Source organism: Bordetella muralis, assembly GCF_965139205.1.
Classification (GTDB): domain Bacteria; phylum Pseudomonadota; class Gammaproteobacteria; order Burkholderiales; family Burkholderiaceae_B; genus Bordetella_A; species Bordetella_A muralis.
The window spans coordinates 282,991-308,902 of sequence record NZ_CBCSIU010000003.1; the positions used below are offsets into that span (position 1 = coordinate 282,991).

Consider the following 25,912-nt stretch of genomic DNA (forward strand, 5'->3'; position numbering starts at 1 on the left):
CTGTTCTTCCCGCGGGGGTTGGCCGCACCCGAGGTCTGGAAATAGACCCTTAGCCTTGACACCATAATATCGTTAGATATATCGTACGATATATTAAAAATACTCAAAGACACACGGCACACCCCATGCACCCTCACGATCTCCATCCGTATAGTCCGCGCCATATCGCGCCCTGCCAGAATGCCGCCGCCCATCATGGCCGACACGGCGGCCACGGCAAAATGCGCGGTGGCCATGGCATGGGTGGCGGTCACGGCATGGGCGGCGATGGCATGATGCGCGGCCGTAAATTCAGCGCCGAAGACCTGCAATTGATGCTCTTGGCGTTGATCGAAGAGCAAGCCCGCCACGGTTACGAGCTGATCAAGGAAATAGAGGCTCGCACCAACGGGTACTACACACCCAGCCCCGGCGTGGTCTACCCCGCACTGACCTATCTCGAGGAACTCGACTACGCCACCGTCGAGACGCACGGCACCCGCAAGCGCTATCACTTGGCCGAGGCGGGCCGCGCCCATCTGGACGGTCAACGCGACCGGGTCGAACTGCTGCTCGCGGGCCTGCAACATGTGGCTCGCAAGATGGCTTGGATGAAACAAGCCTGGCAGGGGGATCCCGGTGCCCAAGAAGCCATCGAGGCCAGCGGCTGGCTGCGGGAATACGTCGAGGCCCGACGCGCCCTGCGCGAAGCTCTCCTACGCCGATCCGATGCTGATGAGGCCGAACAGCGCCGCATCATCGCCATCCTGGAACGCGCCACGGCAGACATTCTGGACCAGGCGGCCGGGTCCTGTGATCCCGTCGCAGATTGACGCTACTGATACAAGGATATTTATGGACACCGCATCCATCGACCACTATGCCGTACAAAAAGTCCGGCATCCTCTGAAATCGCGCATGCTGCAAGTCAGCCGCGTACAGCCGCTGAGCGCACACATGGTGCGCATCACGCTCACGGGTGATGACCTCGAGGGCTTTGTCTCCGCCTCGTTTGACGACCACGTCAAGGTCTTCCTACCCGAGGGCGAGGCTCTGCCTGTCATCCCCACTATCGGCCCCAATGGCCCGGAATTTCCCGCTGGCGTAGCGCGCCCTCAGGCGCGCGATTACACGCCGCGCCGCTATCGCGCCGACACCAAAGAACTCGATGTCGATTTCGTGCTGCACCAACACGGCCCCGCCGGCGCCTGGGCAGCGCAAGCACAGCCGGGACACTATTTAGGCATCGCCGGTCCGCGCGGTTCGTTTGTCATTCCACATGATTTTGATTGGCACCTGCTGGTCGGCGATGAAACGGCGTTGCCCGCTATCGCGCGGCGCCTGGAGGAGCTCCCCGCAGGCAAACGCGTCCTCGCCGTCATTGAAACCCGCGGCCCCGATGCGCGCATCGATCTGCCTACGCAAGCCGACGCGACGGTGCAATGGGTAAACGGCGGCCCCGATGCCGAGGACTCTGAATCCGTGCTGGAACGCGTGATTCGCCGTCTGCAACTGCCCGAGGGCGAAGGCTATATCTGGGCTGCCGGCGAATCTTCTGCGATTCGCGGCGTGCGGCAGTTTCTGGTCCAGGAACGCGGTATCGACAAGTCCCGCATCCGTGCATCTGCTTATTGGCGGCGCGGCAATCAAGGGGCGCATGAAGTACTGGAGGATTAAGCGGCGGTGGCAAAGCGCCGTCGATATGGCGCCTGCCACACTCTTTAACTAGTTAGCGTCACTCTCGTCTGCACATTGGTGTATTCCAGCAACCCCTCCATTGCGTTCTCCACACCGATTCCAGACTGCTTTTGCCCGCCGAATGGCGCATTCGGCGACATCACATGTATGTGATTGACCCAAACCATCCCTGTTTGCAGACGCCCCGCGATCTCATAGGCCAGTTTTTGATCCCGGCTCCAGACCGAGCCTCCCAAACCATAATCGCTATCGTTGGCGCGACGCACCACCTCGTCGATATCGCGGTATTTCAATAGCGGCAACACGGGGCCGAATGCCTCCTCTGTCACCGATCGAGCGTCATCCGGCGGATTATCCAGAATGCATACCGGAATGAAGTACCCCTTGCCCTCAGGCACACTGCCTCCCAGCAAAAACTTCACACCCGTGCGGTGCGCATCTGCGATCAGATCCTTTACCCGTTCATACTGCATGCGATTCTGAATCGGCCCCAAGCCAATGCCAGGATCGGCGCCGTTGCCCATTTCGACGGTACGCGCGTAGGCCACGAGCTCGCGGCTGAAATCCTCGTAGATGCTTTCATGCACATACATGCGTTTCGTCGCCAGGCAATACTGCGAGCTATTGCGAAATGCACCCCAGAACAAAGCACGTGCGGTCTGCGCCACATCCACATCCGGCAAGACGATGGCTGCGTCATTTCCCCCCAGTTCCAGGGTAATTCTCTTGAGCCTGCTGGATGCGCTTTGCATGACGCGGCGCCCGGTAGCGGTCGACCCCGTAAAGCCTATTTTGTCAACGCCTGGATGCTCGGTCAGCCATGGCCCCAAACGATCGGAGCCACTGACCACATTCAACACACCGGGCGGCAACACATCGCGAAACAGCTCACCCATTTTGAGTGATGTCAGCGGCGTGAATGGCGAGGGTTTCAATACCACGGTATTGCCCGCCAATAATGCGGGCGCAACCTTCCAGATGGCCAGCGTCATGGGGAAATTCCACGGCGCGATGGCGGCCACCACACCGATGGGAACATGGTGAGTCTCAAACAGATGTCCTGCACCATCATCATGCCGCGACACAGGTAACGTCCGTTTCGCATATTCGCGCAGCCAATGCACGCAGCGGCCTACTTCGGCCTTGGCATCGGCGTGAGGCTTGCCCTGTTCACGTGTCAACAGACGCATGAAGTCGTCCGTATGCGATGCCAGCAAATCGGCCATCGCATCCAGCGCCTGTTGCCGCCGGGCTGGCGGCNNCGCCGCCCATGAGGTTTGTGCCCGCCGTGCTGCGGCAACGGCGTCATTCAGTTGATCCAATGAGGCATCGGGCACACGCGCGATGCATTCTTCTGTCGCAGGATTCAGCACATCCATGCTTTCTGACGACAGCGTCGCGCGGCCATCAACGGTCATGGTGTAATTCGACTCGAAACTCAGGGTCATGATGCTGCCGCCGCCGAATCATTCATGCTGGGGCACAGGATCAAACGTCCCACCACGCGGCCTTGCGACAAGTCCTGCAACGCACTGGCAGCGTCGTCCAGGCAACGGCAGGACGTCGGAATCAAGGTAGGCTGCTTCTCCCGCACCAGACGCATCAACGACTGCAGTTCGCCCAGATTACCGATATAGGAACCTTGGACCGTTGCCGCGCGCATGGGCAGCAAGGCCGACGACAATGTCAGTTCGCCGCCGAACAATCCCACGACAATCAACTGGCCGCCTTTGGCCAATAGATCCAGTCCCTGTTGCACCGTCGAACCGTGGCCAACGCAATCAATCACAGCCCATACGGGACCGCCTGCAGCGGCGCGTATCTGGTCCAACGCATCCGGCGCCCCGGCATCCACCGCACATGTCGCGCCTGCGGCCAGTGCCGCGCCGCGCCGTTTACCGTCCGGCTCCAGCACAATCACGCTGCTGCATCCCATCGCACGCAACAAGGTGACGCACATCAATCCCAGCCCGCCTGCGCCGATCACCAGCACAGCCTCTTGCGCCAGTACGTCGCGATCGATTTTGTTGATGGCACTGTAGGTCGTCAAACCCGAACATGCATACGGCGCGGCTTGCTCGGGGGTCAATGTGCCGATATCCACGAGATAACGTGAATGCGGCACCAGCAAATGATCGCTGTAGCCGCCGGCTCGAAATATGCCCAGGAAACGCGGTTGCGTGCACAGGTTCTCTCGACCCCGCAAACATACCCGGCATTGGCCGCAACCTATCCATGGATAGACCAGCCGGCGATCGCCCGGCTGGACATCGCTCACATCGGGCCCAACGGCGACCACCTCACCGACCGTCTCGTGGCCCAGTGTCAACGGCAGACCAACGCCACGATCCGCCATGTTCAACCGCTTGCCGCCACCGAGATCGTACGAACCTTCCCACGTGTGAATATCGGTATGGCAGACGCCGGCGGCCAACACGCGCAACAGCACCTCATTGCCCTGCGGTTGCGGCGTCGCGCGCTCAATGCGCTGCAACGGTTGTCCAAAGGCAACTACATCCTGGCTGATCATGTCTGTCCTCCTGTTATTTCACCAACGGGCAAGCGCCCTGATTCAGCGGACGAAACGCCACGTCCCCGGGAATCACACCGATCTGCTTGTACAGATCCCATTCATTTTTCGACTCGGCAGGCGTCTTCACCTGGAACAAGTACATATCGCGCACCACGCGCCCGTCAATGCGCAGCTTGCCGTCACGCGTCATGAAATCATTGATGGGCGTCTCGCGCATCTTGGCCATCACGGCATCTGAATCCTTGGTCCCGGCGGCCTGGACGGCCTTGAGATAATGCATCACTGCACCATAGGTGCCAGCCTGTGTCATCGTCGGTTTACGTCCGACTTTTTCCTGAAAACGTTGGGACCATTGACGCGTAGCATCGCTCTGATCCCAGTAGAAAGCCTCGGTCAAGAGCAGGCCCTGCCCCAATTCCAGCCCGATCGATTTCACGTCCGAGAAAAAGGCCAGCAACGCCACCAGCCGTTGTTTGCTGTCGCCGCGTCCAACGCCGAACTCGGCAGCCTGCTTGATCGCATTGATCAGGTCCCCGCCTCCCAGTGCCAGCCCCACAATACCCGCGTTCGAAGCCTGCGCCTGCAACAGAAAGGAACTGAAATCCGGTGAGTTCAAAGGCGAACGCACGGCACCTACCACTTTGCCGCCACCTCGTTCAATCACCGCGCTGGCGTCGGCCTGCAGCGCATTTCCAAACGCATAATCGGCCGTAATGAAGTACCACTGCTTGCCGCCTTGACGGGTTACCTCTGCGCCCGTGCCACTGGCCAGGGCATAGGTATCGTATGTCCAGTGCACGGTATAGGGCGAACATGCTTTGCCCGTCAGATCCGAGGTCGACGCACTGGTGACCATGATGATCTTCTTTTTCTCGCGCCCCACCTCGCTGACGGCCAAGGCGGTCGCCGACGTAGGCAGATCGGTGATCATGTCCACCCCATCCTGATCGAACCAGCGGCGCGCCGCCGCGCTGGAGACATCCACCTTGTTCTGGCCGTCGATGTAGACCAGCTCGATAGGCTTGCCCAGCACTTGGCCGCCAAAATCCGCGACCGCCATGCGCGCGGCCTCTACCAGGCCGCTGCCGCCGATATTCGAATATACCGAACTCATGTCCGTCAGGACGCCGATTTTGACCGGCGCCTGTGCGGGGGCAGACCCGGCCGCAGCGCAATAGAACATCAGGCCGGACAACGCCAGCATCGCCTTGGAATTTTTCACAAGTTGTCTCCGATCATTATTTTTCAGGCGCAATGCGGGTACACGCCATTGCCCTGTACAGGTTCTTTTTGTATCTTAGGGACCCGTTTTGCGTCTTCGTCCGAACGGGTGATTTTTCGGCATGCCCCGGGTTTACCCGATCCCTTTCCTCAGGTATTCGTTTCCAATACAGGTCGTTATGCAGTTACCCGCCACGCTGCAGGCCACCCTGGTCAGCGGCAAACTGAATGCCCCCGTGGTGTCTGCTCATCACGTGACGCGGCATGCGCTGCGTGAGCAGATATGCCAGCACGCGCCGGGGAAAGTGGTGTTGCTGCGGGGCCCAGCGGGGTATGGCAAAACCTCATTGCTGGCGCAATGCCGCGACCAGATGCTGAACGCATCGACCGCCGTCACCTGGTTGACCCTGGACAATGCGGACAATGATGCCGTCCGTTTTTTGCACTGCCTGGGCATGGCCCTGCAAAAGCTGACGCCACATCAGGATCAGACGTCGATCAAGATGGGCTTGCCGGCGCGCGACCCAGCAAGGGGCGCGATGGATTCTTCGCGTCCTCCACATACCGACATTCTCGAACTGGCTCTCGCCGTCAAAACGCACATTGCATCGCTGGCGCATCCATTCGCCTTGTTTCTGGATGATTTTGAATCCATTACCGAACGCAGCGTGCTGGACCTGATTCAGGATCTGATCTCGGATTTGCCGCATCATGGCAGCCTGCTCATCGGCACTCGGCATGTGCCCTCGCTCCATCTTGGCCGACTGCGCAGCCGCGGCAAATTGCTGGAGATCAACAGCGCACAATTGTGCTTTTCACACGAGGAGACTGCCAGTCTGTTTGCTGGCATGCAGCGGCCCTTGCTCCCCGCAGATATCGATCAGCTGCATCGCAAGACAGAGGGCTGGATTGCCGCGCTATGGCTGGTGTCATTGTCGCTGCCCCGGCATGCTGACCCCAGCGCCTTTGTCGCACGATTTTCCGGTACAGAGCAATCCATTGCCGAATACTTGGCACAGGACGTTCTGGCAGGCTTGCCTGAAGAAGTACGCCATTTCCTGCTGCGCACCAGTATCCTGAAGCGATTGAACGCACCGCTGTGCCAGGCTCTGCTGCCGGACCTGCCATGCGAAACCTTGCTTGCGCAGTTGGAAAGCACGCATTTGCTGCTGGGCAGCGATGCTCTCGATGAGCACAGCTATCGCTATCACAGCCTATTTGCCGCGTATTTACAGGCGCAATTGCGCGCCGCAGCTCCCACGGAAATCGCCACGCTGCATCGGCGCGCATCGGCCTGGTTTTTGCAGCAGAACCGGCCCGTCCCGGCCATCGACCATGCCATTGACGGCGGCGATTTCCAGCTCGCGATTGAACTCTTGCAAACCCATGCGGCCCGCCTCGCAGCGGAGGGCCGCATGGGCCTGCTGGCCCGTTGGTTCACTCAGATTCCACCGGCCACGCTGGCCACGCAACCTGTTCTGCAAGCCCTGCAGATCTGGGCCACGTGCATGACACGCGGGCCGAGCGAAGCCAACCTGCTGATGACAGAACTGAAGCTCGCTGGCCACAACGATCCCGCGGTGCAACGGCACGTACGCACGCTGCGCCCACTGCTGCTGTCCATGATGGACTGTCATGAGCAGGCGTACGAGATCGGCATGCCCAGCATTGCAGCCTTGCAAGGCGAGCTCTCCTTTGCGGAAACCGCTTTGCTCAACGCGATGGCCAACGTTGCAGCCGTACTCGGACGCTATCAGGAAGCCCGCCGCTGGCTCGACACGGCACGGCGCGCCCAGGGCGTTGCCGCAAGCCGTTTCAATCACATGTATTCCGAAGCCGTCGAGGGCATCATCGATCTGCAGGAAGGACGCCTGCGTCAAGCCGGCGCGCGTTTTCTGACGGCGGTGCATGCCACGCATCGCGACATGCCAGGCCCTGTCGGCGGCAACGCCTGGGCGGGGGTGCTGTATGCCGCCTGGGTCTACGAAACAGGAGACCTGGCGCAAGCCTCACGTTTGCTGGCCGTCTATGTCCCGTTGGGCCGCGACGTCGCCCTGCCCGATCACATGATTCTGGGCTATGTCATGCTATCGCGCATCGCGTTCCTGAATGGCGACACTGACCGCACGTTTTACCTGTTGGGCGAATTGGAATACCTCGGACACCAACGGCGCCTGCCGCGCATCGCGGCCAGCGCTCGAGTTGAACGAGCGCGATTCCTGCTGCTGCAGGGCCACAGCAGCGCCGCACGCGATGAACTGCTACGCGCCGAGGATGATGACCTGTGGCAACGCGTAGAACGTCTACGCCTGCCCGCCAATGATCTGCTCTATCCGCGGCTGGGAAAACTGCGCTGGGCCTGTTATGCCGGCAACCATAGCGACCTGCAGTGGGCGATCGCCGAACTCGAATGCGACACTGCCGCTGCGATCGAGGCTCGCAGATATCGCCGGGCCTTCAAAACGCGCCTGCTCACAGCAGTCGCATACGAAAGGCTGGGACAAGACAGCAAAGCCTATACGTTACTGACGCAAGTCCTGCAAACGGCCGTCAACGAAGAGCTGTGCCGTGTCATCGCCGACGAAGGCGCCGCGGTCGCAGGACTGCTCATACGCTTTCACGCTGCACCGGCTGGCCAGCGCTGGCTGACCGAGGAACCAGGGGCAGGAGCATGGCTGCAGAAATACCAACAACGAGCCGGCCTGAGCCTTACTCCTCGGGCGGCTGCCACGCCGGATATTTTGACGGATCCGCTAACCACCAAAGAAACGCGCGTGCTGGAACTCTTGGCCGAAGGCCACTCCAATATTTCCATCGCGCGCAAGCTGTTCGTCTCGGAAAATACCGTGCGCACGCACTTGCGTAACTTGAACATCAAACTGCAGGCGGCCAATCGCACCCAGGCCGTGGCCCAGGCGCGCAAGGCTGGACTGCTGTAGGTGCCACCAAGTGCGATAGAGAAACCTGGGCGTCGCCGGCATCATGCCTGCGACCGGAAAGCCGCGTCACGCGCCGGCGAGAAACCGTTCGAATAGATCTTCCGAGCCCATTTGCCCGCCTTTGAGCATGACTTCCATGCCGTCGAATTCAGGCACGTCGCTGTGCAAGCGGCATAGTGCTACACCGGGTTGAACACGCGCAATGTGGGACAAGCCCCACGCATCCAATGCCTGCATGGCGAGGCTGGAGCTGTCTCCCCCTGCAACGCCCAGGCGTTTGACAGGAGTGCGACGCAACACTGCATCTAATAGACGGCCACCTGCGCTAGCCAAGGCGTGGCTTTGTACACCTGCGGTGCGCTGGCCTTGAGCATTGTCCATCCAGGCAAGCACATGCTGGCCTTCGCGCAGCAGGGTGGCGAGTTCCGCCACCACGGCGGCCTGATAAACGGCGTCCTCACTGGCCAGGCGAACCGGATCCAGGCGAATCTTTCGATAGGAAGAAGCGGCCTGGACTTGTCTGGCCGTCATCGGCGATAGACTGCCAGCCAATAACAACACCGGTCCCTGTGCCGCGGCAAAGGAATCGTGCGCGGCGTGTTGCTCTGCGCCACCCCATTGCGTACCGAGCGCCTCGATCACACTGCTGGCGCCGACAGCCAGCAGAGACTCTGTCGCACAGGCCTGCGCCAACACGGCGCCGATCGCATCCAGATGCCGGGACTCCGCAACATCGAACAGCACCGCATCCGCACCGTTACCCCAGACGGAAAACAGGCGGCTGGCGATGGCATCAATGCCCAGCGCACACGCGCGCATGTCCACCCCCTCGACACGCCCTGCCCCCAACGTTGCGAAATGATGCCGCAGATCAGCCTCATGCATGGGTGTGACCGGATGCTGGCTCATCGTCGGATGACGATCAATGCGATGAACCTCGCCATCGGCTGCCGCATATAGCTGCGCAAACACGCAATACCGGCCCAGGCTGGGCTGGCCGCCGACAATGAAGGGCCTGTCCTGATCGACGGCCGTGCCCAATGTCTCCATGGCCACGGCGATGTTGCCCACTTGCGGGGCGCTGTCGAAAGTGGAGCACACCTTGTAGTGCACGACGCGCGGATTGAGCGTTTTAAAAAACTCGGCCACAGGCTGCAGTTCGGCACGCATGGCATCAGGTGCCATCGCACGGGTAGCGCCCGCGATGCCTAGACAGTCCAGCGGACCGACGCGTTGCAATTGCGCCGCCGTGGGTACGCCAAAGAACAGCAGGCTGCGCAAACCCATCCGCGTCGCCGTCGCCAGCGCGTCAGTGGCCCCCGTGAAATCATCGCCGTAGTACGCCAGGCGCGGCGGGATGATGCTCATTTTGATCCGAAAAACGCCAGCGCTCGGGCGAGCTCTGGAGCCTGGCGCGCATAGTCCGCCAGGTCCTCGCCCGCACGTACAGCCTGCCAGGCCTGACGAATACTCGTCACACCCGCAGCCGGCCCGTCGGGATGCGCCAGGATGCCGCCACCCGCCATGAACAGCAAGTCATCGCGGCCTATCGCGGCCCAGGTCGCCGGGACGGTGCCCGCCCATTGCCCCGAAGAAAAGGCCGGCATCACGAGGTCGTCCTGCGTCAAGCCCTCTGCCAACGGGGTATAGCTGTCACGCGCGCCCGAGATGACTTCGTCGTCCGACTGCGAGAATTTTCCCTGCAAGCCGTGTACATGCATGTGATCTACGCCCGCCAAGCGCCACAGCGTCTGATAGGCCTGATAGCCTATACCCAGCAACGGATGGCGCGACAAGGCACCGAACCCATTGCGATGGCCATGCAAGGCCAAGGCCGTATGGCGACGCAGGCTTTGAATGGCGGAATACCCGCAGGCATTCAAACTCGCCATCACGCAGGTGCCGCCCTCGCGCTCGACCAGATCGGCGTGACGACGCATCGCATCGGTTTCGTCGGTGATATTGAACGCCACCATGACTTTCTTGCCAGTGCGCTCAGCATGCTCTCGTACGACCCGCATCACGGCCGGCACGCGTTGTGCCAATGGCGCATGCTCTGGGTCCGCACAAACTTCGTCGTCCTTGATGAAATCGACGCCTGCCGCGCACAACTGCGCAACCAGCTCTGCAATCTGCGGCGCGGTCAGCCCCACGTTGGGCTTGATGATCGTACCGACCAGCGCGCCTTGCGACACGCCGGTGGCACGGCGCGTACCGGCAATACCGACACGCGGAAAATCGAATCGCCCGCGATACGAGGCCGGGACGTGCAGCGTTTCCAGCCGCAGGCCCGTGACCTCGCCCAAGTCATACAGATTGCCCGCCACCGTACTGGCCAGTGTGGGCAGGTTGGCGCCGATGTTCGCCGGAGGAAAAGCGATATCGATACGCGCGCGGCGCCACGGCCCCGGTTGACGGCGACGCTTCAGCCACGCATTGGGCAGACTGGGCGCATCGACCTCGTCCAGCATCTGCACCGACGTGACAGTTGCACGAGCACGCGCGCGCAGATCATCTGTCTCGCCCGCGACACGCGTAAACGTGCCGCTGGATTGTTCGCCTGCCATCACCTCGGCGACCGCCGCGGGATCCAGCGGTGTCTCAATGACGTAGCTGGCCAGGATGCGGTCACCGCTCATTGGGCCCCCAGGTTGGGAAACGGGCGTACGGGATCGCTACCGTCCCAGCCATCTGCAGCCTCGCGGATTTGTTGGAACATGCGGCCTTTGGGGCCGGCGACTTCAGACAGCTCGATCACCGTGCCAGGATGGTATTCGGTGTCGAAATAAATGAAGCGGCCGCGCTCACCGACCTCACCGCTCATCCTGGGCTTGAAGCCCTGGCGCAGCAGGCGTTCCAGATCGGCGTCGTAGTCTTCCGTCCAGTATGCGACGTGCTGCAGACCGGTGCGGCCGGCTTGCAAAAAATCGCGGTACATCGACGGCACGTCGTTACGCGTCTGGATCAACTCCACCTGCACAAAACCCGAGTTCGCCAGGGCCACCGAGTTATGCGGCTCGTACGGTTTGCCATCGTAGTGGTAATTCACGATGGGCACGCGCGGGTTGTAATACCAGGGGCCGACGCCCAGCGTCTTGCTCCAGTACTCCATAGCGGCCTCAATGTCAGGCACCACATAGCCCAACTGGCGGATCTGGCCGAGGAATCGGCTCATGACAATGCTCCCGTGCGAAATTGCGAAAGAAAGAAATGATCGGATTTACAGAAAACCGATGGAAATCCAGGGGATCGCTGCCACGAGCACCAGGCCCACCAGCAGCGCCGCCATATAGCCCCAGATCGGGCCGATCCCTTCGTTGGGATCGACTTTGCCCACGGCGCAGGCCCCGTAATAGCCCACGCCGAACGGCGGAGCGAACAGGCCCACGCCCATGGCCAGGATGACCACCATGGCGTACTGGACCTCGTGAATGCCCAACTCGCGTGCGATCGGGAACATCAACGGCCCGAACAGTACGATGGCCGGGATGCCCTCTAGAACGCTGCCCAGGACGATGAACGCCACCAGCGACACCGCCATGAAAGTGAACTGTCCGCCTGGCAGATTGCCCATCGCCAATGCGAGATCATGCGCAAAACCCGATTGTGTCAACGCCCAGGCCATCGCCGTGGCGCAGCCGATGATGAACAGAATCGCGCCCGACAGGGTTGCCGTTTCGATCAAAATGCCCGGCAAACGCTTGAAATCAAACTGGCGATACAGCAGCAATCCGGCGACTACCGCGTAAGCGATGCCGATCGTCGATACCTCGGTCGCCGTCGCGACACCTTCAACCACGGCGGCACGAATAACAAATGGCAGGGCCAACGCAGGCAGTGCGACGACGAACGTCTTGCCAATCTGTTTGCGAGACGCACGCGGCACGGCGCTCAAGTCCTCATGGCGATAGCGCCACCACACAATCACGCACAGCGCCAGACCCAGCACCAGTCCAGGCAGCAAACCGCCCGTAAACAAAGCCGCGATCGATACGCCAGTGACAGAGCCAATCGTGATCAACACAATCGACGGAGGAATGGTTTCCGTCTGCGCACCCGTGGTGGACAACAGCGCAATCAGATCCCCCGGCTTGGCGCCACGCTTTTTCATTTCGGGCAACAGCACCGGCGCGATAGCGGCCATGTCGGCGGTTTTGGAACCCGAGATTCCCGACACCAGATACATGCCGCCAATCAGCACATAGTTCAACCCACCCCGCACATGGCCGAGCAGACTCGACAGGAACTGCACCATTGCGCGCGCCATGCCGGTCATTTCGATCAGCATGCCCAGCAGTACAAAGAGCGGCACCGCCAGCAGGATTAGATGGGACATACCTTCGTCCAGACGACCCACCATCACCACCATGGGAGTACGTGTCGTCAAGGCGAGAAAACCAAATGTCGCCAGCGCAAACGAGAACGCGATCGGCACACCGGCAAAGACGCAAAAACCAACCACGCCAGCAAAGAAGATCAGCAGATTCAACTTGCCTAAGGTCATCAACCAGGGTCCTGCCAACCAGAACACCGTCGCGATCGCCACGGCCGTCACGACTGCAGGAACGACTTGCTTGGCATGCTCCGTGCGCAATAAACGCACTATGCAAACGAGCAGCATCAGCAACGTGCCGGTAGGCAGCGCACTGGCACGCCACGCGTTGCTGATCTCCATCGCCGGCGTGACGATGATCATTTCTTCGACGGCGTATTCCCACGCATGCGGCATCAGCAAGACGAGAAAGACCAACGAAGCAGCCAGCGCGAATACTTCCAAAAACGCGCGCTTTCCAGGACTGCATTTGCTAACCAGCGCCGTCATGCGCATGTGCGCGCCACGGCGCAGCGCAATCACGGCGCCGAGCATCGACAACCACAGGAACATGATCGATGCGAGCTCATCGGTCCAGACGATAGGCTCGTGCAACACATAACGGGCCACGACGCCCGACAGCAACACGACGACCTCGAGCACAACCAGCAAGGCCGCCGGCCACTCGGACACTACGCCCAACGCGCTATCCAGCCAAGCCAGCGGACCATGGCCTCGCTGCACAGAGGCCGGCGCGGCAGCCACTCCGGCGGCCGCAAGCGGTGTTGCCGCTGGGGGACTTGCGCCCCACACGGCCTTAGTATCGTGGCCCGCTTCCATCAGGACACCTTACCGACGGAGGCTTCCAACAACGCCCATGCCTCATCGCCGAACTTCTTCTTCCACTCGGCGTAGAAGCCGGCTTTACGCAATTGCTCACGGAAACTGTCGGCCTCGGTGGTGTTGAACACCATGCCTTTTGCAGCCAGGTCGGCTTGCAAGGTCTGGTTCAATTGCGCCAGGTCGGCGCGCTGCTGCAGGCCCGCATCGTTAAAGGCATTGGTGTAAATGGTCTTCAGATCATCCGGCAGATTGCGCCAGGCGCGGCCGTTGACCACCAGGTGGTAACCATCCCAGCTATGGTTGGTCAGCGAGCAATACTTCTGCACTTCGTACAGCTTTGCCGTCTGCAGAATCACCAGCGGGTTTTCCTGTGCATCCACGACCTTGGTCTGCAAGGCGGAATAGACCTCGCTGAACTGCAGGCTGGTGGGGGCGGCCTCCAGGGCCTTGAACATCGAGATCGCCATCGGGCTCACGGGCACGCGGATCTTGATGCCGTCCAGATCGGCTGCGGTCTTGATGGGGCCGGCGCTGCTGGTCATCTGGCGGAATCCGTTGTCCCACATTTTGTCCAGCGTATGCAGACCGACTTTGGCAAAGGCGGCACGCACGTGGTTGCCGAGCTGGCCGTCAACGGTTTTCCAGACTTCCTGATCGTTCGCGAACGCAAACCCCATGGCCGTGATCGCGCTGATAGGTGTCAGCGTGGCGATGACCATCGTGCCTGCATTGAACATCTCGATACCGCCGCTGCGCACCTGCGCCAGCATATCGGTGTCTCCGCCCAACTGGTTATTGGGGAACACGCGCACTTCCAGACGGCCGTTGCTTTCCTTGGCGATGCGGGCGGCGGCTTCCTGAGAACGGATATTCAGCGGGTGGCTGACCGGCAGGTTGTTGCCGTATTTGAATACGTACTCTGCCTGCGCGCTGCTGGCCAGGCGCGGCATGCTGACCATGGCCGCCAGCGGCAAGCCCGCCAGGGTACGCAACGCGCTGCGGCGCGTGAAAGACCTGTTATTCGTCATGACACTGTCTCCTGTGTACAAGCTTGCCGGCGTTACCGACGATGTTGGAAATCTCCAGACCGGCTATCCCGCGGCGGGGCCGGCACCATTTATGTTCGTTATCTACGAGTGCGCGCTCTGCGGCGCCGCTATCGATAGGGTCGTAAGAATAGAAGCCTGCCTGCAAAATCCCAAGCACATTTTTTGATGGGTTTTGAGGTACTCATCAAGAATGCGTGTAAGGTATACCCCCTGTATCCAGGCAGAAACGGAGAAACCCGGTGCCGCAGGCTTTACCTACCGTGATTGATATTGCGCGACTGGCGGGCGTGTCCCCCGCCACGGTCGATCGCGCCCTGCATCATCGACCTGGCGTACGCCAGGCGACCCTGCAACGTGTTCTGAAGGCCGCCGCAGAGCTCAAATACCTGCCCCAGGCCGAGCTCTATGCCGCCATGGCGCCACCCCCTATGCGCTTGCTCTTTGTGCTGCCCAGCCGTAGCAGCCGGTTTTTGTGGATGCTGGGGGAATGGGTCAAGCACTCGCACGAACACTGGGCGCCTTTCAACGTCAATTGCCGCGTGGCGCCCGTCGAGAGCTTCGATCCCGATGCCCTCACCCGTTTGTTGTTGCGTCGCGGCAAGCAAAGCGACGGCGTCGCGTTCATGGCGCTCGAGCACCCGAAGGTCCGCGAGGCAGTCGCAGAGCTCACTGATCGAGGCATCCCCTGTGTCACCCTGGTTTCCGATCTATCGCACTCCAAACGCAGCGCCTATGTGGGCCTGGATAATCGCGCCGCGGGGCGCACGGCCGCCCATTTGATTGGCCGCTTCCTGAGTCCCGCGCAGGGTTCGGCTGGCAGCCCTCAGCGACGCGCCAAAGTCGCGTTGATCGCGGGATCGCTGAACTATCGCGCGCACGAGGAACGTGAGGCCGGGTTCCTGCATTTATTCGCCGAGCAATATCCCGACATGCGCGTCGTGGGGCTGCGCGAGGGCTATGATGATGCGCAACTGAACTACCGGCAAACACAGGCCCTCTTGAAAGAGCATCCTGACCTGGCTGCGATCTACAACATCGGCAGCGGCGCCGAAGGCATAGGCCAGGCCCTCAAAGAAGCCGGCCGACAACACGAGATCGTATTCATCGGCCATGGCCTGACACCGGAAACGCGAGCGCTATTGATCGACGGCAGTATGGACGCGGTGATCAACCAGAGTCCGTTGACCACTATCCTGAACAGCATCCGGATTTTCACGAACCTGCGCGATCACCGCAGCGTATTGTCGGGTGTGGAGGCCACACGTACAGACGTGATTTTCAGAGAAAATCTGCCGTAGAACAGGGATGGCCAGGACAAGTTCCAATCCTGGCACATCGGCAGACTCGGCAGCGCCAGCCGGCTCAGCCCTCGCGCTGCGGCACATGCGGCAAGAATGCGCCCGCCACCTCGAACGCGCACTCCTGCCGGGCAATATCAATCACCGTCGCCACAACGGGGTTGACCAGGCTTTTCTTGTACACCGCGTAGTAATTGATGGTCGGCAAATCCGGCTGCACATCGAGCTGCCGCAGCATGCCGCGCTCGACCAACGGCGCAAAATACGCACCCGGCAGATAACTGATCCCCAGGCCCAGCATCGTCAGCTGCGCCATCATGCCCAGGCTGTTGCACGTCAACACGCGCTTCACCGACAGACCCTGCTCCGCAAACCAGGCATCGTACAGATGCGACAAGGCAGAGTTCGTCGGCTGGGAAATCACCGGATAGGGCGCCAGATCGTGCGGCGTCAGCGGCGTAGCCGCCGCAATGTCCAACTGCGGACTGGCCATCCAGACATTCGTCACAGCACCCAGATGAACGCAATCGTATTGATAACTCCAGAATGGACCCGGCATGATGGCCAGGTCCAACTGATCCCGTTCGAGGCGTTCATATAGGGTAATCCCCCCATCGATCTCGGGCATGAGTTGCACGCGCGGATAGTGCTGCGTGATCTGACTGATCAGCCGGGCCAGCCACGTCATGCCGACCAACTCGGTAACGCCCAGCCGCACGACACCCTCGACGCTGGCAGTGTCCGCCATGCTTTGCACAATGCGGCTGTTCAGCTCCAGCATCTCGCTGGCCAGATCAAACAAGCGGCGGCCATGCTGCGTGAGCGATAACCGTTTCGCGCGCCGCTCGAACAAGGGCGCGCCCGTAAACGACTCGAGTTCTCCCACCCGCTTGGCCACGGCCGACTGAGTAGTGTGCAGCTTTTTGGACGATGCGCTGAAGCTGCCAAGTTGTGCGCTCCAGTAGAACGCCTCGAGTTGCTTCAGGGTATACATTGCGGTGGGGGCCAAGTATCGAGAAACCGACACCTTACCACCCACTTGGGGCGGCGTGCTCATCCGCGCGGATGCAGAATATCGCTGAGAAAGCGCTGCGCGCGCGGATGTTCCGGTGCGCTGAAGAACTGCTCCGGCGTCCCGCTCTCGAGGATCTCCCCGGCATCCATAAAGATCACCCGATCGCAGACGTCACGGGCAAAGCCCATTTCGTGTGTGACGCACACCATGGTCATGCCGTCTTTGGCCAGCGATTTCATCACCTGCAGGACTTCGCCGACCATTTCCGGGTCCAGTGCGCTGGTCGGTTCGTCGAACAGCATCACCGGCGGCTGCAGCGCCAGCGCCCGGGCAATCGCCACGCGCTGCTGCTGCCCGCCCGAGAGCGCGCCTGGGTAGGCATCTATCTTGTGCGCCAAACCGACACGTTCCAACAACGCGTGCGCGAGCTCGGCAGCTTGCTTGCGCGGGCGTTTCTGGATATTCACCGGCGCGAACACCACGTTATCCAGCACGCTCATGTGCGGAAACAGGTTGAACTGCTGGAACACGAAACCGATCTTTTGACGCAACTGATTGAGGTTGAGTCCCTTGGCGTACACGTCCTGGCCATCGACGCGGATAGTGCCCTTTTCGATGGGTTCCAATCGATTGATCGTGCGGATCAGGGTCGATTTGCCAGAGCCGGACGGACCGCATACGACCACTACCTCGCCGCGCGCCACCTCCAGATCGACGTCTTTCAGCACATGGTGTGCGCCGTACCACTTGTTCACTTTTTCGAGCTTAATCATGAGAAAACGCCTTCAATACACTAGGCCATCGCGCGAGCACGACGCACTCGCCGATCGAACCAATTCACACCACGGCTCAGGCTGAAACACACCAGGAAATACATGATCGCCAGAATGCCGAACACCTGCAGCGGCTTGGTCAGGACCAGGTTGTTCACCTGATTGGCCGCAAAGGTCAACTCATTCACACTGATCACATAACCGAGCGAGGTCTCTTTGATGGTGGAAACAAATTGGCTAGTCATACTGGGCAATACGTTCACCAGCGCCTGCGGCAAGACTACCTTGCGCATCGTGGTCCAGTAGCCTACGCCCAGGGAACGGGACGCTTCGGTCTGCCCACGCGGGATCGCCTCGATCCCCGAACGCACCACCTCGGAGAGATATGCGCTCTCGTATAACACCAACGCGCATAGCAGCGTCCAGAAACCGCTGACGACTTCGCCAGTCAATTTCGGAATGACGAAATAGGCCCAGAAAATCAGCATCAGCAGCGGCATGCCGCGCACCACATTGACCAGCACGGCGCTGATGCGGCGCAGCCAGGCAAACGGGCTGACACGCGCCAACGCGATCAGCAGCGCCAGCGGCAACGATGCCGCCAAGCCGCACACCGCCAGGATCAAGGTCAGGGCCAACCCACCCAGCGGCCCGTTCGGATATTGCCCGACGAGAAACGTCGGCCAGTATTGTGCAATCACCTCAAGCATGCCGGCTCCTGCGGCCCGGCACGTAGCGGGCGTAAATATGTGAACCAATGAACATGATGCAGAACGAGCCCAGCAGATACATCGCCGTCGCGACCCCGAAGGTCGCAAACGTGCGATAGGTTTCGTTCTCGATTTCACGCGCCTGATAGGTCAGTTCAACCACGCCGATCGCCATCGCCACACTGGTGTTCTTGAACAGCAGCAGCGCGCGCCCGATCAGCGGCGGAATCGCTGCGCGCAGGGCTTGCGGCACGATCACGAATCGCATGCATTGCAGATAGCTGCAGCCCAACGCCCGCGCCGATTCGAACTGCGTGCCCGGAATAGAACGCAGACCACTGCGGATGTCTTCGGCAATGTAGGCCGCCGATCCCAGCGCCAAGGCAATGGCCGCCAGTGACAACTCGGCATTATGCTCATACAGCCAATCGCGAACTCCCTCGGGCAATAACTCCGGCATACCGAAATACCAGAACAGCACCTGCACCAGCAGCGGCACGTTGCGGTGATACTCGACATAGGCGTCAACGAACCAGCGGCATGGCGCCCAGTCGGTCGTCCGGATCACCACCAAGAGCACGGCAATCGTAAACGCCATCACCCAGGCGATCAGGAACAACTGCACGGTGGTCAGCATGCCATCGAGCAATTGATGTAGATAAATCGGTTCGAGAAAATCCATAAAACACTCTCTCAATGGAGTGCCGCGCGACCCTTGAACGGACCACACGGCGCTCGCACGGACGCAGGCGCGGGCCGCACATCATGTGCGACCCGCTCATTGCAAACAGCAGATCAACCTGCGATCGGGCCGATCTTGAAATCGCGTTTGAGCTTGTACGGCGTTTCCGGGCCGAACCATTTATCGAACAGCTTGGCGGCTTCGCCCGAGGCCTCGGCGTCGTTCAGCGCCTGATTCACCGCCTCCAGCAAACGCGTCTCGGATTTTTTGATACCCAGACCCCACGATTCACTGAACACGGGTTTCTCGATCACGCGCACTGGCGAGGTCGGGGGGCTTTGCAGGACCAGGCGGGCCAACACCAATTCCGACGCAAACTGTGCATCGACTTTCTTTTGCTGCAAGGCCAGGTACGCAGCCGAGCTATCGCTAAAACCCAGGACCTTGGATTTCTCCATGATGCGCTTGATCTCGCGCTCCGAGCTCGAACCCTTGGTCGCGGCGATGCGGCGACCGTTGACCGATTCGATCGTGTCGTAGTCCGAGTCGGCGCGGACCAACAGTTTTTGCGGGCTTACGTAATAGGCGTTGCTGAAGGCGATCTGTTCAGCGCGCTCGGGGGAATAACCCAGATTGGCCGCCAGAATATCGACTCGGCCTTCGCTCAGCTCGGGCACGCGCGCGGCAACCGACAACAGCTTGTATTGCACCTTCACACCCAGCTTGTCAGCGACCAGCTTGCAGACATCCACGTCGTAGCCGACCAGTTGACGCGTCGAGACGTCCTGGAAACTGAACGGCTGTGACGTGCCCAACGTTCCGCACAAGAGCTCGCCCTTGGCCTTGATATCGTCGAGCTGATCGGCCTGTGCCGGGACGCCGGCCAGCGTAGCGCACGCCAGGCATGCGGCCAGAATGGTTTTACGTATCATCGATTGCCCCTTTTGGTCATTTAGTCGTGGTGAAAAAAATCCGATAAGGATGAATGTCGAAGTGCTGCGTGGTTTCATACCTTGGCATCCCCGCAACGCTCGACCGCCATCCTCGCGGTTCAAGCTAACTTTTCGCAGGCGGCGCGGATCGCCGAGCAGCCCTCGCGGATATCATCCAGCGACGCTGCAAAAGACAGGCGGAACGTACCCGGTGCGCCGTAGGCATTGCCGTCGATCACCGCAACACCCGCCTCGCGCAACAAATAGTGCGTCAGATCGGTATCCGTGTTGATCACGTCGCCTGCCGGTGTGCGTTTGCCCAGCAAGCCCTGGCAATCCGGAAAGACATAGAACGCCCCTTGCGGCTCGACGATCTGCAAGCCCTGTGTCCCGCGCAGCGCCGCCATGGCCGTATCGCGGCGTTCGCGAAACACCTTTGCAAACTCGGCGACACAATCCTGCGGGCCGGCCAACGCCTCCAATGCAGCCGCCTGGCTGACTGACGACGCGCCCGACGTGCTTTGCGACTGCAGAATCGCCATCGCCTTGATCAACTCGTCAGGCCCTGCACCATAACCGATACGCCAGCCAGTCATCGCGTAGGCTTTGGATACGCCGTTGACAACCAGGGTGCGATCGATGAGCTCCGGCGCGACTTGCAGCGGGTGCACCGTGGTCTCGCCAGAGAAATTCAGGCGGGCATAGATGTCGTCCGTCATTAGCCACACGTGCGGATGCCGCACCAACACGTCAGCCAGCGCACGCAACTCCTCAGCCCGATACACGGCGCCGGTGGGATTGCTAGGCGCATTCATCATCAGCCACTTGGTGCGCGGCGTGATGGCGCGTTCCAGGGCCTCGGGCGTCAGTTTGTAATCGGTTTCCGGCGTCGTCGGCACGGCGACCGGCACACCGCCGTTGACCAATACCATATCCGGGTATGACACCCAGAACGGCGCGGGGATGATGACCTCGTCACCGTCGTTCAAGGTGGCCGCCAGGCCGTTGAAAATCACCTGCTTGGCACCCGTACTGACGATGATGCGCGAGGCGGGGTATTCGACGCCCGTTTCTTCCTGCAGGCGTACGCTGGCAGCCTTGCGCAGCGCGACGGTGCCTTGTGCAGGGGGGTATTTGGTTTCACCGCGATTCATCGCAGCGGTCGCCGCCTGGCGAATGTGCTCGGGCGTCATGAAATCCGGCTCGCCCACCGTCAGGTCAATGACGCGGCGGCCTTGTTCGCGCAGCTCCGCAATGATGGCGCGGGCCGCCACGCTGGGCGAGAGCTTGATGCGCTTGATCTTGTCGGCGATGATGCTCATTAGGCCTCTCCCGACTTCTGCGCAATGGTGCGATCGACCCACGGCTTGGTATAGGTGCCGGCGTTCAGTTTTTCCTTGATGGCGGCCTCATCAGCCTCTTTTTTCAGCGCCAGGGCCAGGACAGCCTCGGCGTGCTCGGCCGGGATCACGACTACGCCATCGGCGTCGCCCACCACTACGTCGCCAGGGAATACGACCTGCCCGCCGACCGACACGGGCACATTGATCTCGCCGGGGCCTTCTTTGTAGGGTCCGCGATGCGTCACGCCGCGCGCAAAGCACCCGAAATCCTCTTGCGCGAACACATCGGCATCCCGCACCGCGCCGTCAATCACGAAACCCACCACGCCGCGCATGCGGGCGTCCATCATCATCAATTCGCCCACCAACGCGTTGTTGGTATCGCCACCGCCATCGACCACGATCACTTCGCCGGCCTCGGCCAGCGAAATCGCCTTGTGGATCATCAGGTTGTCGCCCGGGCGAGCCTTGACCGTCAACGCACGGCCCACGATGCGGCGTGCTTGCGCGTGCAACGGACGCAGCCCGGCCACGCCGTACAAGCGATTCATGCAATCGCTGATCTGCGCCGAGCCGACAGTCGCAAAACCGGCCAGAACGGTAGAGGAAACGGCCGACTCAGGCCGGGGAAGAACGCGATATCCGATAAGACTCATGGGCTTGGGCAATGAATGCGTAAAAAACTGGAAGAAAACCAGCCCGCATTACAAACCCTAGGCTTCCAATCCTCAAAACGATATAAATTCGGCCAAATTCAAGAAAAAAATTCGTGAATCGGATTATAGCCGTTGGACTCCCTGCCCGGCCCCGGATGCCGCGCCTCTCGACACCGCGGCAATTCGACCAGCCTCACCGCGAACCATCAGGGTTTCGCGCCCGCGTCCATCAAGATCCGCGCGATATCGTCGTATCCGTGTTGGCGAGCGTGAGCCAACGGTGTCACGCCAGGGCCGTCCGGCAGATTCACATCCGCACCCGCCTGCACCAGCGCTTGCACAATCTGCACATGCCGAGCCCCGCCGTCGCCCAGGATCATAGTTGTCAGGCTTTCCACGACCATGATAAAAGCCGATCATCACATTAAAAAATTAAATATTTGAATGCCCGTCAGTCTGAAATCGAATAACGTGCTGTTCGAACTGGATTTGCTGAAAGCCATGGTCGCCGTCGTCGAATGCGGCAGCTTTACGACGGCAGCGACACGGCTGCATTCCACGCAATCCACGGTCAGCCAAAAAATACGCCGCCTGGAGGACCTCGCCGGCCATACTCTGCTGGATCGCGGCAATCGCGAGGTACGCCCGACCGAGGCCGGGCATGTGCTGTTGCGATACGCCCGCCAGATGCTGGCTGCCAACGAGCAATTGGCTGAAGCACTGTCCGGGGCGATGATGGCCATCACGGTACGGCTCGGCTTGCCCGAGGATTTCGCCACCGGTCCGATTACCAAGGCCTTTTCCACCTTTAGCCAGCACCACCCCCACGTCAAACTGGAAGTCACCAGCGGCCTGAGCCGCGATTTGTATCACGGCTACGAGCAAGGCGAATTGGATCTCGTGCTGGTGAAACAACGCCGGCATAGCCGCGCGGCAGTCAAGTGCCGTCCGGAAAAGCTGGTGTGGATCGACAGCGCTCGGCACCCCTGCCTGAAACAGGATCCCATTCCACTGGTTACCTTTCCCCAACGAGGCCTGTATCGTGACGAGATGATCCAGGCACTGGAAACAATAGGCCGGCCCTGGCGCATCAGTTTTACGAGTTCAAGCCTGGCTGGCATCCAGGAGGCCGTCGCCAACGGTATGGGTATCAGCCTGCTGCCGCGCCGGGCAGCGTCAAAGAACCACCAGATACTGACCCGGCGCAGCGGCTTGCCGGAGATTGACGCCTACGAAATGGGTATTTTTTATCGTCCCTCTGCGAATCAGGAAACTCGCGAACTGTCCGATGTGCTGGTTCAGTTACTGGACCGTACCTAAACCAAATCCTGAACACGGCCCTTGCGTATCAGGCGCCGCTCGGCGGGCGCACTCGCCACGGCAGCCGCCGCGTTGGGCGCCTTGACCGCCACGAACGTCGCCTCGTTTCCGACTGCCAATCCATAGCCGTTCAAGCCTAGCACTGAGGCCCCCGCCGAGGAAACCAGGTGCAGCGCCGTGTGCAACGACTCATCGGTATAGAACCCCGAGCGATATCCCACCAGCATGGCCCGCTGCAACATGTCGCCCGTGCCATACGGCCACCAGGCATCCTGAATGTTGTCATTGCCAGAGAACACATTCACCCCCGCCTCGCGCAAGCGCAACACCGGCGGAAACGCCCGATTACCCGGCGCATTCGTCATGATGGCGACACCTGCATCGGCCAATGCCCCCGCGATGCGATCCAGAACATCCGGCGTCACATCGCCCAGGCTATAGGCGTGGCTGACCGCGACACGGCCAGCCAGCCCTGCTGCACGCGTACGGGCAGCAATGCGATGGAGTTGATCTACGCCCTGCAATCCCGGCTCATGCAAATGGATGTCGATTTTCACGCCATGTCTTTCGGCGATTCCGAATACCGCATCCAACTGGCCATCGGCATCGCCATCCAGCGTCGTAGGGTCGATACCGCCCACCACATCGACGCCTGCGCGTGCGGCAGCCTCGAGGATCTGTACCGTGCCCGGACAGGACATCACGCCAGCCTGGGGAAACGCCACCAGCTCAATATGCACGCGGTCGCGCCATTGCTCACGCACCTGCATGATGGTGTGCAGATTTTCCAGCCCTGTCGTCGCGTCTACATCCACATGGCTGCGCATCGCAACCGTACCAAAGGCCGCGGCTTGTGCAAGCAATGCCTGCGCACGTTCGGCCATCGGTTTTGCTTGCGCCAACGCCTGTTTCTCGAACGCCAGACGCTCACGCAGACTGTTCGCCGTCTGATGCGGATGCCAAACGTCGCCGACAAAACTCTTGTCCAGGTGAATATGGCCATCAACAAACCCCGGCAGCGCCACCCAGCCTTGCAGATCAACAACGTCTGCGCCCTGCACCACCGGGACATCCGGCCCGATGCTGACGATCTTGCCATCTGCTACGGCGATACACAGCAGACTGCCGTCGGCGGCAGCGGCGTTCATGAATACACGTTCGATCATTGCAAAATCCTGATGGGTGAGCAGACGCGAGGCTTTTAATTATTTAGTGCCTCAAGCACTTCAAGGTGTCACGATAGCGCCATCCGCAAAGCATCGACAAGTTAAATGTCTACATGGCCTTCATTCGATTTATGAATAGTTGTGCTATAGCGAACGGGCTCCACCAGGATAACCGCGCACTATCCTGGATGTTGAATGAGGATGGCAGAAAGCACTGAGCCGATGTCCGCACATGGCGGACATCGGCTCAAAAGTTTGGATGGATACCGGACTCAGGCCATCAGTCCGGTATCCATCAAACCGGCACTATCGCAAGATAGCTTGGTTTACTTGCTGGCGTCGATACGAGCCTGCATGCGTGCTGCGCGATCCGGCGAGGACGGGTGCGAGCTGAACATGCTGCTCTCGCCGCCATCGAGCTTGGCCAGCTTCTGGAACGCGGTCACCAGGCCTTCGCGCTTCATCTTTTTCTCGGTCAGCAGATCGAACGAATAATTGTCAGCATCCAATTCTTGCGATTGCGAGAACTGCGCATTGATGAACGACTCGGTCATCTCACCCAATTGCGAGGAATTCAACGCGGTAGCAATGTTGTTGCCCGAAGCGTTAGCGGCTTCACGCGCAGCAGCGACAGCGTAAGCAGTCTGCATGGCTTTCTTGGAGTGGCCCAAGGCGACGTGGCCCATTTCGTGACCAATCACGCCACGCAGTTCGTCGTCGTTCATCAAGTCCATCAGGCCGCTGTACACACGCACGCAGCCGTTGCCCATTGCCCAGGCGTTGACGTCTTCGGTCAGGTAGACCTTGTAGTTGACCTTTTGGCCGTTCAGGGTCATGTTGCCAAAGCCTTTCATGACCTTGGTCAGACGCTTGCTGTATTTGTTGCCAGCCGGGGCGACCTTGGAGGTCTGATCGCTCTCTTTGCACGAGACATCGGACAGTTGCACGATCTGCGCGTCGGTCAGGGTGGCCGCCGAGTACAGGTTAGAGCCGGCCGACATCGCGCTGTCGAGATTCATGCCGCTGCAACCAGCCAAAAACACGCTGGCAGCCAACGCCGTAGCTATCAATTTGGTTTTGCTTTTCATTGTTCGAGATCCTCTTCTCACTGGGCACATTATGTGGGACGTCATTGCATTCTCTCGGTACGCCGCTCTCCCGTCCCTTGGCGCATACGCGTGCCGGCATCTGCCGGCCTGGACCGATTAAAAATTCGCAGGCTCGACTGTAATGACAAGTGTCTGATCGTTAGGTGTTATACGTTTTCGAATTGCAACCAAAAACTTAACGTTATATGGCATGAGGTGACAAAAAAAGGCCGAGCCTTCCTGTCATACGTGGCGTGACGGCGGCGAAATCCCTGGAGATTCATGGGCATGCCAGCGGATCTGTCGCTACTCGGGAGAGGCGGCCCCATGCCGAGCGCAGTGCAGCCATTCAGCA

Annotated in this window: 23 protein-coding genes and 1 pseudogene; 5 read left to right on the forward strand and 19 right to left on the reverse strand. The window is 60.3% G+C overall.

Translation table 11 applies throughout. From position 1 onward, the window contains the following. The first annotated feature begins 221 nt into the window (after positions 1-221). On the forward strand, positions 222-812 hold the full coding sequence (locus ACNA0I_RS07985) for a PadR family transcriptional regulator (RefSeq protein WP_415805631.1): 591 nt from the start codon (positions 222-224) through the stop codon (positions 810-812). Positions 813-834: 22 nt separating this feature from the next. Continuing rightward, positions 835-1,656, forward strand: a complete 822-nt coding sequence (locus ACNA0I_RS07990; protein WP_415805540.1) for a siderophore-interacting protein — start codon at positions 835-837, stop codon at positions 1,654-1,656. 44 nt (positions 1,657-1,700) lie between these two features. On the opposite strand, the gene ACNA0I_RS07995 is transcribed toward ACNA0I_RS07990, so the two are convergent. From ACNA0I_RS07995 to ACNA0I_RS08010, 4 genes and pseudogenes are all read right to left on the reverse strand, one after another. After that, positions 1,701-2,937, reverse strand: a 1,237-nt coding sequence (locus ACNA0I_RS07995) for an aldehyde dehydrogenase family protein (RefSeq protein ID WP_415805541.1), incomplete at its 5' end; no start/stop codon positions are given. A gap of 2 nt (positions 2,938-2,939) precedes the next feature. After that, a pseudogene (locus tag ACNA0I_RS08000) lies at positions 2,940-3,125 on the reverse strand (aldehyde dehydrogenase family protein); the annotation flags it as partial. Continuing rightward, complete coding sequence (locus ACNA0I_RS08005) at positions 3,122-4,207, reverse strand: alcohol dehydrogenase (RefSeq protein ID WP_415805542.1); 1,086 nt, start codon at positions 4,205-4,207, stop codon at positions 3,122-3,124. The pseudogene ACNA0I_RS08000 and the gene ACNA0I_RS08005, both read right to left, overlap by 4 nt. A 13-nt stretch (positions 4,208-4,220) precedes the next feature. Further along, positions 4,221-5,414 (reverse strand): ABC transporter substrate-binding protein, encoded by a 1,194-nt coding sequence (locus tag ACNA0I_RS08010; RefSeq protein WP_415805632.1) that lies wholly within the window; start codon positions 5,412-5,414, stop codon positions 4,221-4,223. Between the two features lie 196 nt (positions 5,415-5,610). Here ACNA0I_RS08010 and ACNA0I_RS08015 point away from each other — a divergent pair, with 196 nt between their 5' ends. Beyond that, a complete protein-coding gene (locus tag ACNA0I_RS08015) occupies positions 5,611-8,370 on the forward strand; it encodes a LuxR C-terminal-related transcriptional regulator (RefSeq protein WP_415805544.1) in 2,760 nt (919 codons plus the stop codon). A 66-nt stretch (positions 8,371-8,436) separates the two neighbouring features. On the opposite strand, the gene ACNA0I_RS08020 is transcribed toward ACNA0I_RS08015, so the two are convergent. From ACNA0I_RS08020 to ACNA0I_RS08040, 5 genes are read right to left on the reverse strand one after another with little or no spacing between them, the layout of a single operon-like run. Continuing rightward, positions 8,437-9,738, reverse strand: coding sequence for a four-carbon acid sugar kinase family protein (locus tag ACNA0I_RS08020; RefSeq protein ID WP_415805545.1), 1,302 nt, complete (start codon positions 9,736-9,738; stop codon positions 8,437-8,439). Continuing rightward, positions 9,735-11,009, reverse strand: coding sequence for a ribulose-bisphosphate carboxylase large subunit family protein (locus ACNA0I_RS08025; protein WP_415805546.1), 1,275 nt, complete (start codon positions 11,007-11,009; stop codon positions 9,735-9,737). Before ACNA0I_RS08025 ends, ACNA0I_RS08020 begins: the two co-directional genes overlap by 4 nt. After that, positions 11,006-11,545, reverse strand: coding sequence for a VOC family protein (locus ACNA0I_RS08030; protein ID WP_415805547.1), 540 nt, complete (start codon positions 11,543-11,545; stop codon positions 11,006-11,008). Before ACNA0I_RS08030 ends, ACNA0I_RS08025 begins: the two co-directional genes overlap by 4 nt. Positions 11,546-11,590: 45 nt before the next feature. Beyond that, entirely contained in the window at positions 11,591-13,522 is a 1,932-nt protein-coding gene (locus ACNA0I_RS08035) for a TRAP transporter large permease (protein ID WP_415805548.1), read from the reverse strand. Next, the gene (locus tag ACNA0I_RS08040; protein WP_415805549.1) at positions 13,522-14,553 is read right to left on the reverse strand and encodes a TRAP transporter substrate-binding protein; all 1,032 of its coding nucleotides are present in this window, start codon (positions 14,551-14,553) and stop codon (positions 13,522-13,524) included. The genes ACNA0I_RS08035 and ACNA0I_RS08040 overlap by 1 nt, the downstream gene beginning before the upstream one ends. A gap of 260 nt (positions 14,554-14,813) precedes the next feature. Here ACNA0I_RS08040 and ACNA0I_RS08045 point away from each other — a divergent pair, with 260 nt between their 5' ends. Continuing rightward, positions 14,814-15,872, forward strand: coding sequence for a LacI family DNA-binding transcriptional regulator (locus ACNA0I_RS08045; protein WP_415805550.1), 1,059 nt, complete (start codon positions 14,814-14,816; stop codon positions 15,870-15,872). Between the two features lie 64 nt (positions 15,873-15,936). Here the strand turns inward: ACNA0I_RS08045 and ACNA0I_RS08050 are convergent, their stop codons facing one another. The 8 genes from ACNA0I_RS08050 to ACNA0I_RS08085 form a co-directional block, all read right to left on the reverse strand. Next, on the reverse strand, positions 15,937-16,866 hold the full coding sequence (locus ACNA0I_RS08050) for a LysR family transcriptional regulator (protein ID WP_415805633.1): 930 nt from the start codon (positions 16,864-16,866) through the stop codon (positions 15,937-15,939). Positions 16,867-16,925: 59 nt separating this feature from the next. Beyond that, on the reverse strand, positions 16,926-17,660 hold the full coding sequence (locus ACNA0I_RS08055; RefSeq protein WP_415805551.1) for an amino acid ABC transporter ATP-binding protein: 735 nt from the start codon (positions 17,658-17,660) through the stop codon (positions 16,926-16,928). Between the two features lie 20 nt (positions 17,661-17,680). Then, positions 17,681-18,370, reverse strand: coding sequence for an amino acid ABC transporter permease (locus ACNA0I_RS08060; RefSeq protein WP_415805552.1), 690 nt, complete (start codon positions 18,368-18,370; stop codon positions 17,681-17,683). Next, positions 18,363-19,052 carry an amino acid ABC transporter permease gene (locus ACNA0I_RS08065; RefSeq protein WP_415805553.1) on the reverse strand — a complete coding sequence of 230 codons (690 nt, stop codon included), beginning with the start codon at positions 19,050-19,052 and terminating at the stop codon, positions 18,363-18,365. Before ACNA0I_RS08065 ends, ACNA0I_RS08060 begins: the two co-directional genes overlap by 8 nt. A 113-nt stretch (positions 19,053-19,165) precedes the next feature. Beyond that, positions 19,166-19,984: an ABC transporter substrate-binding protein gene (locus ACNA0I_RS08070; protein WP_415805554.1), complete on the reverse strand. Its 819-nt coding sequence runs from the start codon at positions 19,982-19,984 to the stop codon at positions 19,166-19,168. A gap of 119 nt (positions 19,985-20,103) precedes the next feature. Continuing rightward, positions 20,104-21,306: an aminotransferase class I/II-fold pyridoxal phosphate-dependent enzyme gene (locus tag ACNA0I_RS08075; RefSeq protein ID WP_415805555.1), complete on the reverse strand. Its 1,203-nt coding sequence runs from the start codon at positions 21,304-21,306 to the stop codon at positions 20,104-20,106. Continuing rightward, complete coding sequence (locus tag ACNA0I_RS08080) at positions 21,306-21,983, reverse strand: RraA family protein (RefSeq protein ID WP_415805556.1); 678 nt, start codon at positions 21,981-21,983, stop codon at positions 21,306-21,308. The genes ACNA0I_RS08075 and ACNA0I_RS08080 overlap by 1 nt, the downstream gene beginning before the upstream one ends. A gap of 206 nt (positions 21,984-22,189) precedes the next feature. After that, positions 22,190-22,363 carry an ankyrin repeat domain-containing protein gene (locus ACNA0I_RS08085; protein ID WP_415805557.1) on the reverse strand — a complete coding sequence of 58 codons (174 nt, stop codon included), beginning with the start codon at positions 22,361-22,363 and terminating at the stop codon, positions 22,190-22,192. A gap of 64 nt (positions 22,364-22,427) precedes the next feature. On the opposite strand from ACNA0I_RS08085, the gene ACNA0I_RS08090 reads away from it, so the two are divergent. Beyond that, positions 22,428-23,303: a LysR family transcriptional regulator gene (locus ACNA0I_RS08090; RefSeq protein ID WP_415805558.1), complete on the forward strand. Its 876-nt coding sequence runs from the start codon at positions 22,428-22,430 to the stop codon at positions 23,301-23,303. Here ACNA0I_RS08090 and ACNA0I_RS08095 read toward each other — a convergent pair. Both ACNA0I_RS08095 and loiP read right to left on the reverse strand, forming a co-directional pair. Next, positions 23,300-24,469 (reverse strand): amidohydrolase family protein, encoded by a 1,170-nt coding sequence (locus ACNA0I_RS08095; protein ID WP_415805559.1) that lies wholly within the window; start codon positions 24,467-24,469, stop codon positions 23,300-23,302. The genes ACNA0I_RS08090 and ACNA0I_RS08095 overlap by 4 nt on opposite strands. 326 nt (positions 24,470-24,795) lie before the next feature. Continuing rightward, positions 24,796-25,557, reverse strand: coding sequence for a metalloprotease LoiP (gene loiP / locus ACNA0I_RS08100; RefSeq protein WP_415805560.1), 762 nt, complete (start codon positions 25,555-25,557; stop codon positions 24,796-24,798). Positions 25,558-25,912: the final 355 nt, after the last annotated feature.